Genomic DNA, 15,827 nt, shown 5'->3' with positions numbered 1-15,827 from the left:
TGAGGCGAATAAGCGTGATCCCTCGGTGGGCCATTGGAGAAACGACGTGCTCGCGATCCTCTTGGTATTGGGAACGGTGATTCCGGTCCTGCTCGCAGGCGATCACACATTGTTCTTGCCATTCATCTTCGCGTGCTGGACCCTCGCTTTCATGGCTTGGGGCATTCTCGGGCTGGCGTCTCGGCTCATTGGTCGGTTCGCTGAGCGGCCAACAAGAGCGTCAGCTCGGGCCAAGCAACCTGTTGCAGAGTGACGGCGGCCCGCAGTGGTTACCCCGGATAGATATGGGTTCCCCAGGTTCATCTCCCACCTACGGAGTGGACCTCGGTTAAGGCCAAGTGGCGGTGACGGTCGGCGGCTTGTGCCGGCCGTTCGCCCGGCACGGCTTATCCCGTCGATCCTGTTAATCCTGTCAAAACTCTTCGTTCGATCTCACTCGCACAGGTCGTTCGCCCGACGTCGGGCACACCATCACGGCACCGTCTTGAGTTCCAGTTTGTTCAGGAACAGCATGCGCCGGTCGCCGCGCTCGTGGTAGTCCTCGAGGAGCACGTCCAGGCTCGGCTCGATTGCCTTCGCCTTGGACCAGCCCGACGGTACCGAGCCGTTGATCTGCACTTTCACCGGTTTCGTCCAGTCGATCATCTCCGCACTCAGCCACACGGTGAGGTGCTTCACCTTGTCGCACTTCAAGTCGATCAAGTTCCCCCGAACGTCGCCCTGCATCAGCGCCGGGACGATCGCCCCCCCGTTCTTCCCCACGACGACCTTGTCCGCCTGGAGCCAGTAGAACCGGTTGTCGTTCTCGCGCAACATGGCCCACGATTGGCGGTTGCTGCCCAGGGCCAGCGTCGCGGTGCCGTTCACGCGGGTCTTGCGACTCATCCAGTCGAAAATCGTCGGCGTCTCCGCGGCGAACCACTCGACCGCGCGCCCCTTGTAGATCGTCATCACGGCCGGGAACCCGTGGCGCGTCCAGTTCGCGAAGATGTGCCGCAGGTTGGGGAGCGACTGACCGGCGAGTTCGCCCGTCACCACGTAGAACGGCAATTTCTGTGCGTTGCGCCAGTACTCGATGAAGAAGTTCCCCCATTTGGGAATGGGGGCCATCGGGACCACCCCGGCGAACAGGTCCGGGTGCGAGGCGCCAACGTCCATCGCCATGTTCGCGCCCTCCCCCACACCGCAGAGGAACACGCGGTCGTTGTCGACGGTGAAGTGCCGCACCGCGTCGCGGAGCACGGCCGTCACGTACACGTGATCTTCCGGGCGCCACTGCCAGCCCTTCCCGAACTGGTTGGTCCACTCGGGCGCGACGACGATGTACCCGTTCTTCTCGGACTCGGTCATGAGCGGCCCCAGCACGTCTTCCGGGTTGATCCCGGCGTGCGTGAGAACGATCAGCACCGGGTACGCGCGGCCGTGGTGGTACTCGGGCGGGAGCTTCACGATGTAGTCGATGCCCGCGGCGTGCCCGGGAGCGGGCGCGGACGTCCGCTGATAAACGCCCCCGGGTACGGTCTTCCCGATCGAAAGTGGTTTGCCGGTGCGGTCGTTGAGGTCCTCCGGTTCGGCCGGCGGTAACAGCGAGATGACCTGCGCGAGTTGCGGGATGTCGAGGGCCGCGTTCTTCCGATAGCGGGACAGGGCGTCGTTGCGACTGGCCGGTGACTCGCCCCGCTGGTACGCGAGCACCAACTGGCGCGCGGACCAAACTTTGAGCGCCGATTCCACGTTCGGGGTGGCACCGTTCCGGCCCAGCGCCCACCCGCTGATCGCAGTGGCGATCAGCTCGTCGGGCTTCTTGGTCGGCTCCTTGCCGGCCGCGCGCTCCCGCTCGGCCTGGGTCGCGAGCGTCACGAACGTTTCGATGCGCATCGCGGAGTCCGGGTGCAGTTCCGCGAACACGTGCGCGCCCGCCGCCGCGAGTTCGAGCGCCTGTGAAGTGACGGCCTTTTCCGGCTTCCAGGCACCCAGCGCCGCGCCCCCGCCGACCGCGACGAGCGCGTTGAGGGGGCGCGTTCCGCTCACGTCATCAATGAGGCCGTTCAGCACCCGCCGGGCGGTGTCGTGGCGCTCCTGGCCGGTCTTCAGATCGGCCCCGACCTTCGCGGCGCGGGCCACCTCCTTCGAGTCGGCGGTCTTCTCCGGGAAGATCGCGAGCACCTCGGCCGCGTACTTGTAGCGCCCGGCCGCGAGCGCTTTTTCGGCCTCGCGCACGACGAGTTCCGCCGTGGCCTGGTCGATCTCCTTCGTGAGCTGGTCGTGCGCCTCTTGTGCGTCCTTGGGCAGCGCGGCCGTGAACTCGCGCTTGAGCCGGTCCATCTCGTCCTTCGCGTACTGGAGCCAGCCGGCGTCGAGCATGAACTTGGCGAGCGCGATACGCTTGAGGGGAACGCACTTGCCGTCGGGCTCGGACAGTTCGGGGTGCATCAACAGGAGCTTGCGGACGAGCTTCGGGTCCCACTCGTTCGTCCGGTAGGAGAGGCGCCAGAGGTGCGTCGCCGAGACGAGGTAGATCATGTGCGGGTCGATGTGCGTGATCTGCTGATCGATGTGCGCGTTCGCGGCGACGAACGACTTCGCCTCGATCGTTCTGATCCACTTCGAGTTGAACTCGCTGACCTTCACGGTCTCGCCGATGTCGGTGAGCGGGTTGTTCGACTTCCGCCCCGGGAACGGCATCGTGTACGCCTTGTACTCCGGGCGCAACTTGATGTCCGGGGAAATGGCCCCGAGCTGCTTCGCGTGGGTGCTGAAGATCGTCCACTTCGGCCCCTCGTCGATGATGTCGAGCCCGCCGGCTTTCACGATCGGAACGGAGCGCCCGCTCGCCTTATCAACAACGACCTCGGTCTCCTTCCGCATGTCCCCCTGGATGACGAACCCGTCCTTGAGGACGACGACCTCCGCCGGGACCGCGACGGCGGCACAGCCCACGAACAGAACCAGCGCGAGGGCCAAACGGGTGCGGCGTGGGGTCATCGGGTGCTCCAATCGGGGTGCGCGCCTCAGACACTTATTGTTTCCCGGGGCGGTCGGCGGATCAAGCACCGGATTCGGACACCCGGACCGGGACCGTCGGGTATACTGCACTAACCACTCACACGGCCCGCCGTTGGTCGGAGACTTCGGAATGCCCATCCGGTTCCGCTGCACTCACTGTGCCCGCCTCCTGGGGATCGCGACCCGCAAGGCGGGAACGGAAACCACGTGCCCGCACTGCGGCTCCGCCATCACGGTGCCCGCACATTCGGGCGACGACGCGAAGACCGAGCACATCAACCTGGACGATGTGGACGCGATGCTCGGGAACGTGGCGACCGAGCGCATGGTGAAACCCGCCACCCAGATGGCGCAACCGGGCGCGGCCCCACTTTCTGCGTTACCAGCGCCCCTGCCCACAGAGAACGACACGGAAGAGACGGAGACGGCCCCGCCGCCTATTGCGAAAGTGAGTGCGGCGCCAGCGAAGGCGCGGGTGGCTCCGCCGCCCGTTCCGAAGGTTCCCGCAAAAGCGGTTCCGAAGGCGTCCGACGACCGGCCCCTCTTTGAAAGGGATATGGACGAGATTCTCGGGCTGAGCGACATTCCCGTGGAACTGGACCAGCCGAAGCCCGCGCGCGTGACCGGCGCGGACGCAATGAGCCTCGGCGAACCGCCCCGCGCGATCGTCCTCACCCCCCAACAGGCGACCCTGCTAACGGGCGCAGTGGTCGTGCTACTCGGTGTGGCGTTCGCCGCGGGCTATTTCCTGGCGCGGTGAAGTCATTTCATCTTGCGGATGCGGTGACTGTTCGTGTCACCAATGTAAAGTGCCCCGTCCGGCCCGACCGCGACCCCGTGCGGCCGACCGAGCGTCGCGGACGTCGCGGGGCCGTTGTCACCGAGGCCCGGCGTTTTCGTCCGCCCCTTCCCCGCGACGGTCGTAACGAGTCCGGTTTTGGCATCAATTCGCCGAATCGCTTCGTTCTCGGTGTCCACAACGAACACGTTGCCAGCCTTATCGGTGTCGATTTCTTTTGGGCCGTCAAAGGTCGCGTCCGAAGCCTTCCCGCCGTCGCCGGTGTAACCCTTCTTTCCCGTACCCGCGAAGCGGTCGATGGTGCCTTTCATCAAGTCCACGACCCGAACGCAGTGCCCGTTGCGCTCGACGATGTAGAGCCGCCCGTCCGGGGCCATCGCGACCGCACGCGGGCCGAAGAGCACAGCGTCCTTAAGTGGGCCGCCGTCACCGGTCGTCGCGCCCTTCCCGGTACCCGCGAGCGTATCAATGGTGCCTTTGGCCAAGTCCACGACGCGAACCCGGTGCCCGGCCACATCCGCGATGTAGAGCTTCCCCTTCCCGTCGAGACACATGCCGTTCGGCTCCACGAGCAGCGCCTTGTCCGCGGCGCCGTCGTCGCCACCGAAGCCCGATTTCCCGCCGGTGCCGGCCACAGTGGTAATGAACGCGGTCTTGGCATCCACCTTGCGCACGCAAAAATTGAGTCGGTCCACAATGTAGAGGTTGCCGTCGGCATCGAGTTCGACGCCGTAGGGCTCGTTCAGGCTCGCATCGGTGGCCTTCGCACCGTCACCCGCGAAGCCTTTTTTGCCGCTCCCGGCGACCGTGGAGATGACACCGGTCTTCGCATCCACTTTGCGAATCCGGTGATTGAACGTGTCGGAAAAGTAAAGGTTCCCGACCTTGTCGAAGGCGACATCGAACGGCTGATCGAGTTTGGCCTTCGTCGCCGGCCCGCCATCCCCCGCGAAGCCCTGTTCCCCCGTCCCGACGGGGGAAGTAATCGTGGGCGCGAGGTCCGCGCCCACCGAACACACCAACAACACAACTGGCAGCATAGCGCACCCTGAAGGGGGTCACTCGAATCGAATCACCAAGTCGCCGCCCTCGACCTGCACCCCGGGGCGCACGAGCACTTCGGCCACTTTCCCCGCGCGCTCGGCGTAAAGGGTCGTTTCCATCTTCATCGCTTCGAGCGTGAGCAACTTCGCCCCGGCCGCGACCTCGTCGCCGGGCGCGACCGCGACCGCGACCACGGCCCCGGGCATCGGCGCGGCGATGTGCTTCGCGTTCCCGGTCTCGGCCTTCGCACGGGCCTTCACCGACCCGCCGCTGAGCGACTTGTCCGTGACCAGCACCTCGCGCGGCTGGCCGTTCAACTCGAAGTACACCACGCGCCGGCCGTCCGCTTGCGGTTCGCCGATCGTGAGGAACTTGATGATGAGCGTCTTGCCCGATTCGATCTCGATGCTGACCTCTTCGCCCTTCGTCATCCCGAAGAAGTACGCGGGCGTGGGCAGCACACTCAGGTCCGAATACTTCGCCTGGTGCTCGGCGAAATCGCTGAACACCTTGGGGTAGAGCAGGTACGAGATCACGTCCTGATCGGTCGGCGGGCGCCGGAGCTTGCCCTCGAGATCCTTCTTGGCTTTCGCGAGGTCCGCGGGCGGGAGCGTCGCGCCGGGGCGGTCCGTGAGCGGCTTGCGCCCGCGCAGGATGCGGGTTTGCAGCTCGGGGGGGAACCCGCCCGGGGGCTGGCCCAGTTTGCCCTCGAAGAACTCGACCACCGATTCCGGAAACGCGATTTCGCGCTTCGGGTCGAGCACCATTTCCGGCGTCAGGTTGTTCGCGAGCATGAACAGCGTCATGTCGCCGACGACCTTCGAGGTCGGCGTCACCTTCACGATGTCGCCGAACAGCTTGTTCACCTCGGCGTACATCCGGCCGACCTCGGTCCACCGGTCGCCGACGCCGAGCGAGTGGGCCTGCTGGTACAGGTTCGCGTACTGGCCCCCCGGCATCTCGTGCAGGTACACCTCAGCGGAACTCGCGAGCTGGCCCGTCTCGAACGGCGCGTAGAGCCGGCGAACCCCTTCCCAGTACGTGGCCGTTTCTTGCAGCGCATCAAAGTTCAGCGCGGTGTCGCGCGGCGTGAACCGCGTCGCTTCCACGAGCGCGTTGAGGCTCGGTTGCGAGGTCACGCCGGCCATCGGCGCGAACGCGCAGTCCACGACGTTCACACCCTCTTCCGCGGCCATCATGTACGACGCGAGTTGCCCACCGGCGGAGTCGTGCGTGTGGAAGTGGATCGGTACGCCAACGGCCTCGCGCAGGGCTTTCACCAGGCGCTTCGCGGCATAGGGCTTGAGCAGGCCCGCCATGTCCTTGATCGCGAGGAAGTGCGTGCCGAGCTTTTCCAATTCCTTCGCGAGGTTGACGAAGTAGTTGAGTGTGTACTTGTCTCGCTTCGGATCGAGGATGTCCCCCGTATAGCAGATCGCCGCTTCGCAGATCGCGTCCGTCTTCAACACGGCGTCGATGCCGAGCTTGATGTTCGGCAGCCAGTTGTTCGCATCGAAGATGCGGAAGATGTCCATCCCGGCTTCCGCGGAGAGCCGGATGAACTCGTACACCACGTTGTCGGGGTAGTTCGTGTACCCGACCGCGCTCGCGGCCCGCACCAGCATCTGGAACAGAATGTTCGGCACGCGCTCGCGGAGCTTGGCGAGCCGGTCCCACGGCGATTCTTTCAGGAACCGCATCGCGGTGTCGAAGGTCGCCCCGCCCCACATTTCCAGCGAGAACAGGTCCGCGTGGTGCTCGGCGTAGCGCTCCGCGATCGCCAGCATGTCGAACGTGCGCATGCGCGTCGCGAACAGCGACTGGTGCGCGTCGCGCATGGTCGTATCGGTGACCAGCAACCGGGACTGCGACCGCGTCCACTTCGCGAACCCCACAGCGCCGAGTTCCTTGAACGTGTCGCGCGTGCCCTTCGGGAGCGAAGGCGTGTAGGTGTGAGAGCGAGAAAGCGCAACCGGGGTAATCTCCCCCTCGGTCTTCCGGCCCTTCATGCCCTCGCGGACTTCCGGGTGACCGTTCACGATCACTTCCGCGAGGTACGCCAGCACCTTCGTCGCGCGGTCGCGCCGGGCGGTGAAGCGGAAAAGGTCCGGCGTCTCGTCCAGGAACCGCGTGGTCACGTCCCCGGCGAGGAACTGGTCGTGGGCGATCAGGTTCAGCAAGAACGGAATGTTCGTCTTCACGCCGCGCACGCGGAACTCTTGCAGGCAGCGTTCCATGCGGGTCGCGCAGTCGCCGAAGGTGAGTCCGCTAACCGTCACCTTCACGAGCAGCGAATCGTAGAACGGCGTGATGACCGCGCCGCCGAACGCGGTGCCCGCGTCGAGGCGGATACCGGGTCCGCCACTCGACCGGTACGCACTGAGGCGCCCGTAGTCCGGGACGAAGCCGTTGGCCGGGTCTTCCGTCGTCACGCGGCACTGGATCGCGTAGCCGCGCGTGGTGATCTCGTTCTGCCTCAACCCCACGCGCTCGTGACCGAGCGGCAACCCGGACGCGATGAGGATCTGCGACCGCACGATGTCGAACCCGGTCACCTGCTCCGTGACGGTGTGTTCCACCTGGATGCGCGGGTTGACCTCGATGAAGTAGAACCGCTTCGCCTCGGTGTCGTAGAGGAACTCGACCGTGCTCGCGTTATCGATCCCGCACGCCCGGCCCACGGACAGCGCCGCGTCGAGAATGCCCTGACGGATGTCGTCGGGCAGGTTGGGTGCGGGGGCGAGCTCGACGACTTTTTGGTGCCGGCGCTGGATGGAGCAGTCGCGCTCGAACAGGTGAACCAACCCGTTGTGCTTGTCGCCGATTAACTGCACTTCGATGTGTTTGGCGCGCACCACGAACTTTTCGAGGAACACGTCGGTGACGCCGAACGCGGCCCCGGCCTCGCGCTGCGCGGACTCGACCGCGTCTTGCAACTTGTCCGCGGTGTGAACCACGCGCATCCCGCGCCCGCCCCCGCCCATCGACGCCTTCACGATCACTGGGTAGCCGAGCTTGTCCGCGAGCGCCTTCGCTTCGTCTATACTCGCGAGCGGCGATTCACCCCCGGACAGTACCGGCACCTGCGCTTTCTTGGCGATCTCGCGCGCCGACACCTTATCTCCGAGTTGTTCAAGAACCTCCGGGCGCGGACCCACGAACGTGATCCCCGCCTCGGCACAGGCGCGCGCGAACGCCGCGTTCTCCGAAAGGAACCCGTACCCAGGATGGATGGCGTCGACGCCGATTTCCTTCGCGAGCTTCACGATCCCCGGGATGTCCAGGTACGCGCGGATCGGCTCGCCCGGTTTCCCGACCTGGTACGCTTCGTCCGCTTTGAACCGGTGCAGCGCGAACCGGTCCTCGTGCGAGTAAATCGCAACCGTGCGCAGCCCGAGTTCGTGTGCCGAGCGGAACACGCGGATCGCGATCTCACTGCGGTTGGCGACGAGGAGCTTTTGGAACGGCGGGGACTTCACATCCGACATGCGGCAAGCCTCACGGAGCAGCGGACTTTTGGAATTACTGTTGTGATAGAGAACGCGACCGCGCCCAACAAACAAGAAAGCCCACCTGCTGGTGCAGGCGGGCTTTTGCGGAACTCACCAACAACCGGTTACTTGCTCACGACCTTGGCGGTCACCGGCACAATGATCGACGGTTGGTCCTTGTTGTCCGTCACGATCTCGACGGTCCGGGTGAACCCGCCGGCCGCGGCCGGGTTCGCGGCGATGACAACGGTGTGGACCGGCTTCGCACTGTCCTTGTCCACCTTCACCGACAGTTGATCGTCGGCGCCCTTCACCTCGAGGATCTTGAACGGCGTCGTGCCCTGGATCGTCACCTTCTGTTCGGACGCGCTGCCCATCTTCACGTTGCCGAAGGCCACAATTTCCGGCGAAGCCGCCACCGCCGCGGAGACGGTCACCGTCACCGGGACGCGGAGCTTCGCGACGGCCGTGTGCGACGTTTCCAGATAGATGTCCGAGGTCCAGTTACCGGCCGGGCACTCCTTGTCGAGCGTCGCGGTCACGTCGTAGGTCACGATGCTGCCGCTCCGGGAGTTGAGCTTCGCCTCGACGTTTACGAACCCGCCGGTGCTGGTCGCCTTGTTGATGGTCCAGTTCGCGTCGCTCGTGAAGGTAACCTTCGTCGAAACCTTCGCACCCTTCCCCTTCGTCACCGTCCCGAAGGCGAGCGTGTCGGGCGACATCATCAGGTCGTCGCGTGTGACGGTCGTGACCTTCAGTGCGACTTCCTCGAACCCCGGCGACGTGAACGGGACATAGACCAGGACGGTCTTGGTGATGCCCGCGTTCGGGATGCGCTTGGTGTCCATGTACGCGATCACGGCGGCCGATTCACCCGGTGCGAGCCGGGTCGTGGTGAGGGCCGGGGTCACGCACCCGCAGGAAACGCGCGGCTGACCGAGCGTGATGGTTTCTTTGGTCGTATTGGTGAACCGGAAGTAGTGAACCAGGACGGTCCCCTTCGGGCTCACGCCGAAGTCTTTTTCTTTTTCAGTGAACAGGTCGCCCGGACCGGCCAGTGTGAGTGTGTTGAACGCCAGCACACTAACAAGGCCCAAAACAAAGCGTGTCATATCCTCTTCTCCCCCATTAAGGGGACCGCAGCATACCCCCCGGAGTGCCGCGATCCTTAACCTATTTGGTATCACACTCCGGCCCGTCACCTCAGCAGCAAACCGGGCCGGAGAGCCGTCCGAATTATGGCCGCGGGCTGCCGCTTCCGGCGCGACCCGCTGACTCGTTACGAGCGCACGTCCCTGTTTCACCACTCCGACCCGCACGATTCCTACCGTCGGGCCAGAACTGCGACCACCACGCGATCGGCACCAGCGGCTCGAAGCGTCCGGGCGGCCTCGCTCGCCGTGCTTCCCGTGGTCATCACATCATCTATGAGCAGTACAGTTCGGCCCACCAGTCTTGCGCCGGCGCGCACCCGGAAAGCGCCCCTCATGTTCTCCAGCCGCGCCGTGCGCGACGCTTGTGTGTGTTGTGTGGAGTGCCGAATTCGTATGAGCAGTGATGGATCGAACGACACCCCCAGCCCTGACGCGAGTTCGCGGGCGATTGCTTCCGCCTGGTTGTAACCGCGGCTCCATTTGCGCCACCAGTGAAGCGGTATGGGGCACACCAGGTCGACCGGAACAGTCGCAAGATCGGTGCCGCGCGCCTCCACAAACGTGCGCCCGAGCAGATCGGCCAACCCTTCGCCCGCGAGAACCTTCGTGCGCAACACCGCGTCGCGAAGCTTCCCCTCGTAAGGGCCGAGCCGGACTGCCCGCTCGAAGCCGAGCGACACCCCGCGACACTCCCCACAACCTTTTGCGGTATCGGTGTGCGGCCCCACCGTTTGAGCACACCACGGGCACACCGGGAACGGGTCCGTGGTCACGGCACGGTGACAGTCACTGCAGAGCCCGTGCCGAAGCGCACCCGCTTCGTTCTCCCGGGCGTCACAAATCAGGCACTCGTTCGGATAAACCAACTGGGCGATGTTGCGGGCGAGATCCGCCACGACGCGCAACATGGACCAGCATCCTTAAACGGGTAAAATCCGATCGCGAATTGAGAACCGACACTTCGAGGGTAATGGCAGAAACGCGCGCCTGCAAGCGGTTACCGGGCGTTCACGAATCGCGAGCGTCAATAAAGTGGGTGAATTTTTCGCGGCAACTCAAATTTTAGTGGATTTCCGTATACAATTGCCTATAATTCCACTAACCCCGGACAATGCCGAAGAAGCGCGCTTCTGACGTCCTTTGCCCCAACTGTGGTGAAGACGGATTTGGAGCAGAATTGTTAGCCGATGTCAGTCAATTTGTGGGGACGGAGCCGCCCATTGAAAATGCGAAACTCCACATGTTGACTGGGATTTCCAGCAGCTCGTGCGGTCTCGGGGGTTGCAATGTGCCGAGTGGCCCTTTAAGGGGCCGAAATGTTAGCTTTTGTTAGCCAATTTGACGCAACTGCTGAATTGACAAGAAATTACGATCTATTAAGCCGACTGCCTGTCGAGGAACTCGAGAGTGATTGATCGGGGCACGACGACAACGAATCGCGTGGAGCCATCGGTGAGTTCGTGGCGCACTTCACCGCCATTTTGCTTCACGAGCTGCCACGCGGTGGGAAGCCCCAGCCCGCGCCCGCGCCCGGCCGAGCGCCCGCAGTAGAACGGATCAAAGGCGTGTTCGAGCGCCGCGGCACTCAACCCCGGCCCGCTATCCTCAATAACGAACGTGACGTAGTCTTCGTCACCATCGGTACAACTGATCCGCGCCCACCCATCAGCGCCCGCGGCCTCGATGCCGTTGCGAACGACCGCGACGAGGGCGTGCTTGATTTGCGTGAGATCGCACCGAACGAAGGCGCTGGCCGGAACCGTGCCCACCTCCAAACGGACGCACTTTTCCGTCGCTAAGGGCGCGAGTTCGTCGCGTACCGCGTTCACGAGTTCGGCCGCGGTACTGCGGTGCGGCTTCGGCTGCGACGGGCGGGCGAAATACATGAGGTCGCGCACGATTCCCGCAATGCGCTGCGTCTGGCGAATGATCGTTTGCAGTGCCGCGCCGCGCTCCGGGTCCGGCTCGGTGCGAAACAGTCGTTGCGCGTGGCCCGAAATGACCGCGAGCGGGTTGTTGATCTCGTGCCCGGCACCGGCCGCGAGTTCCGCGAGCGCGGCGAGCTTCGCGTCCCGCGCCCGGGTATCGGCATCGCCACCGACCTGAGCGACCGCGCGGTGCAGGTCGTCGAGTTTATCTTCGAGTCGAACGACGAGGGCAGCCCCATTCCGGCGCCGACTCTCCCCCGCCATCTTCAGTAGGTTCGCAACGAGGGGAACCTTGTGCGGGTTCGGGTCGATGGTCGGCGCCAGCGCGGGTTCCGCCTGCGACGCGGACGCCGCCCACAGGTCGCCAACGGTCGCGTCGTCGAGTTTAAGTTCCTTGAGCAGCGCGGCTCGGTCCGCACCCGCGGTAAGCCCGAGCGAACGTTCCCGGCGCTCAGTTTCCAGGGCCGCGAACTGTGCCAGAACAAACAAATCAATATCGGCAACGATGGCCCGCACCGCGACCAGCGGCAAATTCAGGTTGCCGAGTACGGGCGCGATCCAATCGGGCATGCGCCAGCGGTTCGCGAGCCGGCGGGCGATCGCGTTCTGGTTCAGCCCCCAGAGTTCCGCCTGAATGTCTGTGATTGGCAATGAACCGGGGTCGTGCAACGGCTCCCCGGCCGCGCCGGGATCGATGGCCGATACCGCGAGCCAACCCAGAGGCGCGAGCGCCAGAATCGCGGCGGAACGATCGGCACAGGCCCGGCGTGTGTGTGCGACAAGCGCCCGCGCAAATGCGCTGGCCCGTGCGCAAAATCCGCGGCACCGTTTCGCGACTTCCGAATCGGGGTTCACCCAACCGCTCGGCGTGGCGGCGAGGTACGCGGCAGCGGTATCAGGGAGTGCCGCCACGGAAAGTGCGGACGGACAAAACAAACCCACTTCCGGCTGAGGAGCCGGAGGTGCGAACCGGAGCAGAAAGGCCAACAGACCGATATCGACGAACCCGTCGGCGGCAGACGGCCGTGCGAGACCCGCCGGGGCATCGGCGAGCCGGATCAGGCTATCCGTGTTCGGGCACAGCCACGGCAACCCTGCCGCGGTCCGACCCACCGCCTTCCCTGGCACAGCAGCACTCCTCGGTTGAAACGAACGGCCGGTGCGAGCCGGCTAGTGAAAGCTGAGGCATCCTGGCGCGCTAAGCACTCACCAGCCGGCTCGCGCCGGCCGTTCGCCCGGACCAACTTCAGGCCAGAACACCGGTCTCGATGTCCAACTGCGCACACATTTTCTCGATGAGGTGGTCCACATCGAACGGCTTGTGAATGAACTCGTCGGCCCCGGCGAGCTTGAGTTCCTGCACCTTGTCTTCCTCGATCATGCCGGAGATGCAGATGATCCGCACGTCTTCCATCGAAGCGTCGGCGCGCACCCGGTGGCACACTTCCTTGCCGTTGATGTCCGGCAGCATCACGTCGAGGATGATGAGGTCCGGACGGTAGTCCTTCACCATCATGCCCGCGTCGAACCCGTTGGACGCGATCCGCACTTCAAAGCGGCCGTCGTCCTGGAGCGCCTTGTGAACGACGTCGACCAGTTCGAGATCGTCGTCCACGAGCAGCACCTTGCGCTTGCCGCTCTCCAGGGCGTCCGTGGGGATGCCGTTGTCCTTCATGAACTTGTACAGGGCTTCACGGGGGATGCGCCGGAACTTGCTGCCCGGAACGCGGAACCCCTTGAGCTGTCCGTTGTCGAAGCAACGGATGATGGTCTGCTGCGAAACCTTACAGATCTTCGCCGCTTCGCCGGTTGTGAACACCGTCTTCATACGCGCATCCACCTGGCCGGCTCAGCCGGCTCGCATGGGGGAGATCCGCGCACGGCCGAACGACCGAGCCGGGCTGCGGACCGAAACATTTCGTCCGTGACTCACGCAGGACATCTGGCCGCGCCGCACTCCGTTCCGCGCTGGTGGCGCGAAACAGACTGGCGCAGGAGGGGGAAGACAGCCGAACGATCCGGGGTGAAGCGACACGGTGACGGTGCAAGACGGAGCGGCTGCGACTGCCTCACCCCATCATACCTAAGGTCGCTGTCCGATCAACGGGGTGGAATTACCGCAATCGGGGTGAAGTTCACGCCCGACCCAAGTTCCGCCCCTGTGACCCGGACACTTTCCCCAGGCTATCCCGTCACGCGCTCCCGCGCCCGAACGAATCGCGGCTCCTGTTCCGTGAACCAGATGATGGCTCCTGCCGACTCGGTCGCGTCAATCATCGACGCCCCACTTACCGCAGCCCACACGATTTTGCCAGCTTTCCGCGGAGCGGGGCCGGGAACCGTGAGACCTGTGCGGGTGGTGCGCGTCAGCGAGTCCGCGACCGACCCCGCGGGTCGTGCCGGTTACCCGGCTTCTCCCCAACGGGCAAGCGGCCCATAACGGCTCAATCGAGATAAAGCAACAGCATTGCGAGGTCGGCCGGGGTGATGCCGCTGATGCGGCTCGCCTGACCTAAACTTGTGGGGCGCACTCGACTCAGCTTCTCGCGCGCCTCGTGCCGGAGCTGGTGGACTGCGGCGAAGTCGAAGGTAGAGGGGATGCGGCGGTGCTCGAGCCGCTGGAAGCGCTCGACCTCCGCCGCTTGGCGATCGATGTAGCCGCTGTACTTCGCCTCCAGAACGACCTGCTCGACGACATCGGGCTTGCTGTCCCACTCAGCGAGCCCCGGCAAGCGCGCGACGACCGCGGACCACTCGACCTCGGTGCGCCGCAACCACGTCGCGAGGTTGTCACCGTCGCTGCGGTTCGTTTTCAGCGTGTGTTGAAGTTCGGTGATTCCTTGCTCCTTCCGTTGGAAGCGCTCCCAATCGGAATCACTCACGGACCCGACCCGTCGCCCCAGTGGGGTGAGCCGCCGGTCGGCGTTATCGTGCCGCAGCAGGAGCCGGTACTCGGCGCGAGAGGTGAACATGCGGTACGGCTCGTCCACGCCCTTCGTCACAAGGTCGTCGAGGAGCACGCCGATGTACGCCTGGCTCCGGTCGAGTACGAGCGGCGGTTCGCCCTTCAGCTTGAGAGCCGCGTTCAGGCCGGCCATCAGTCCCTGAGCCGCGGCTTCTTCGTAACCGGTGGTGCCGTTGATCTGCCCGGCGAAGTAAAGCCCGGCGACCGGCTTGGTTTCGAGCGTCGGGTGAAGTTGCGTCGGTGGGGCGAAGTCGTACTCGACGGCGTACCCCCAGCGCATCACCTCCGCGTTCTCTAGGCCCGGGATGCGCTTCAGCATTTCGGCTTGGACGTCTTTCGGGAGACTGGTGCTAATACCGTTGCAGTAATACTCCCGCGTGTTCAGCCCTTCGGGTTCCAGGAAGATGAGGTGCGAATCTTTGTCAGCGAACCGCACCACCTTGTCCTCAATACTGGGACAGTAGCGCGGCCCGCGCCCGCAAATTTGGCCCGAGTACATTGGAGCGCGGTGCAGGTTCGCGCGGATGATGTCGTGGACCGCGGCCGTCGTCTCGGTGCTGTGGCACACGACCTGCGGAACCGTGATCTTCTCGGTACTGAAGCTGAACGGCCGCGGAGTGTCGTCGCCCGGTTGAACGGTGCATTTCGTGAAGTCGATCGTGCGCCCGTTGATCCGGCACGGGGTGCCGGTCTTGAATCGCGCCAGCTCGAACCCGGCTTCGGCGAGACTGTTGCTCATACCCTCCGCGGACGAATCGCCGGCGCGCCCGCCGACGGTCTTCGCCTCACCGGTGTGCATGATCGCTTTGAGGAACGTACCGGTGGTCAGAATGACCGCGGGCGCCAGATAGCGCGTGTCGCCGCGCGCCACGACACCGACAGCACGCTTGGTTGCGGCCGAACCAGAGTCAGTGAATTCCTCCAGCAACAGACCCTCGACGAGCTCCTGGCGCAGTGTGAGGTGTTCCTGCTCCTCGACCCACCGCTTCATCGTGAACTGGTAGAGTTTCTTGTCGGCTTGAGCGCGCGGCGAGTGCATCGCCGGCCCCTTCGATGCGTTCAGCACGCGGAACTGAATCCCGCTGGCGTCGATGCACCTCCCCATCACGCCGCCAAGAGCGTCGATCTCGCGGACAATTTGCCCCTTCGCCACGCCACCGATGGCCGGGTTGCAGCTCATTTGTGCAACCGCGTCTGCGTTCATACTGAGGAGGCACGTCTTGAGCCCCAGGCGCGCTGCGGCCATCGCCGCCTCCGTGCCCGCGTGCCCGGCGCCAACCACCACGACATCGAATCGGTATTCCAGGGTACTCACAATTGCCTCGCCAAAAATCGCCGACAGACCTTCCGTTCATGATAGCGTCGGAAAATCGACGCACCTGACCACCACGGGGTTCGATCTTCGGTCCGGCCGCGTTCGTGCAGGTGCTCAATAATTTC

At 64.6% G+C, this 15,827-nt stretch carries 9 protein-coding genes; 1 reads left to right on the top strand and 8 read right to left on the bottom strand.

Features of this window, described 5'->3' with window-relative positions; genetic code table 11:
• Positions 1-471: 471 nt before the first annotated feature.
• Entirely contained in the window at positions 472-2,985 is a 2,514-nt protein-coding gene (locus J8F10_RS06810) for a carboxylesterase family protein (RefSeq protein ID WP_210653097.1), read from the bottom strand.
• A gap of 151 nt (positions 2,986-3,136) precedes the next feature.
• Between J8F10_RS06810 and J8F10_RS06805 the strand changes: the two genes are divergently transcribed.
• Positions 3,137-3,766 carry a hypothetical protein gene (locus tag J8F10_RS06805; protein ID WP_210653096.1) on the top strand — a complete coding sequence of 210 codons (630 nt, stop codon included), beginning with the start codon at positions 3,137-3,139 and terminating at the stop codon, positions 3,764-3,766.
• A 2-nt stretch (positions 3,767-3,768) separates the two neighbouring features.
• Here the strand turns inward: J8F10_RS06805 and J8F10_RS06800 are convergent, their stop codons facing one another.
• The 7 genes from J8F10_RS06800 to mnmG form a co-directional block, all read right to left on the bottom strand.
• Positions 3,769-4,845, bottom strand: coding sequence for an NHL domain-containing protein (locus J8F10_RS06800; RefSeq protein WP_210653095.1), 1,077 nt, complete (start codon positions 4,843-4,845; stop codon positions 3,769-3,771).
• 18 nt (positions 4,846-4,863) lie between these two features.
• Complete coding sequence (locus J8F10_RS06795) at positions 4,864-8,337, bottom strand: pyruvate carboxylase (protein WP_210653094.1); 3,474 nt, start codon at positions 8,335-8,337, stop codon at positions 4,864-4,866.
• A 128-nt stretch (positions 8,338-8,465) separates the two neighbouring features.
• Positions 8,466-9,452 carry a DUF1573 domain-containing protein gene (locus J8F10_RS06790; RefSeq protein WP_210653093.1) on the bottom strand — a complete coding sequence of 329 codons (987 nt, stop codon included), beginning with the start codon at positions 9,450-9,452 and terminating at the stop codon, positions 8,466-8,468.
• 212 nt (positions 9,453-9,664) lie between these two features.
• On the bottom strand, positions 9,665-10,402 hold the full coding sequence (locus J8F10_RS06785; protein ID WP_210653092.1) for a ComF family protein: 738 nt from the start codon (positions 10,400-10,402) through the stop codon (positions 9,665-9,667).
• Between the two features lie 468 nt (positions 10,403-10,870).
• On the bottom strand, positions 10,871-12,550 hold the full coding sequence (locus J8F10_RS40270) for a sensor histidine kinase (protein ID WP_210653091.1): 1,680 nt from the start codon (positions 12,548-12,550) through the stop codon (positions 10,871-10,873).
• 118 nt (positions 12,551-12,668) lie between these two features.
• Positions 12,669-13,250 carry a response regulator gene (locus J8F10_RS06775; protein ID WP_210653090.1) on the bottom strand — a complete coding sequence of 194 codons (582 nt, stop codon included), beginning with the start codon at positions 13,248-13,250 and terminating at the stop codon, positions 12,669-12,671.
• Between the two features lie 616 nt (positions 13,251-13,866).
• A complete protein-coding gene (mnmG, locus tag J8F10_RS06770) occupies positions 13,867-15,702 on the bottom strand; it encodes a tRNA uridine-5-carboxymethylaminomethyl(34) synthesis enzyme MnmG (RefSeq protein ID WP_210653089.1) in 1,836 nt (611 codons plus the stop codon).
• Between the last annotated feature and the right edge of the window lie 125 nt (positions 15,703-15,827).

The organism is Gemmata palustris, assembly GCF_017939745.1.
GTDB lineage: Bacteria > Planctomycetota > Planctomycetia > Gemmatales > Gemmataceae > Gemmata > Gemmata palustris.
The sequence above is the reverse complement of the archived record's forward strand: the minus strand, read 5'-3'. Positions and strand labels throughout refer to the sequence as shown.

Bases quoted from the DNA above. Each gene is read 5' to 3' on its own strand.
- J8F10_RS06810 (WP_210653097.1), bottom strand. From the start codon at position 2,985: ATGACCCCACGCCGCACCCGTTTGGCCCTCGCGCTGGTTCTGTTCGTG.
- J8F10_RS06805 (WP_210653096.1), top strand. From the start codon at position 3,137: ATGCCCATCCGGTTCCGCTGCACTCACTGTGCCCGCCTCCTGGGGATC.
- J8F10_RS06800 (WP_210653095.1), bottom strand. From the start codon at position 4,845: ATGCTGCCAGTTGTGTTGTTGGTGTGTTCGGTGGGCGCGGACCTCGCG.
- J8F10_RS06795 (WP_210653094.1), bottom strand. From the start codon at position 8,337: ATGTCGGATGTGAAGTCCCCGCCGTTCCAAAAGCTCCTCGTCGCCAAC.
- J8F10_RS06790 (WP_210653093.1), bottom strand. From the start codon at position 9,452: ATGACACGCTTTGTTTTGGGCCTTGTTAGTGTGCTGGCGTTCAACACA.
- J8F10_RS06785 (WP_210653092.1), bottom strand. From the start codon at position 10,402: ATGTTGCGCGTCGTGGCGGATCTCGCCCGCAACATCGCCCAGTTGGTT.
- J8F10_RS06775 (WP_210653090.1), bottom strand. From the start codon at position 13,250: ATGAAGACGGTGTTCACAACCGGCGAAGCGGCGAAGATCTGTAAGGTT.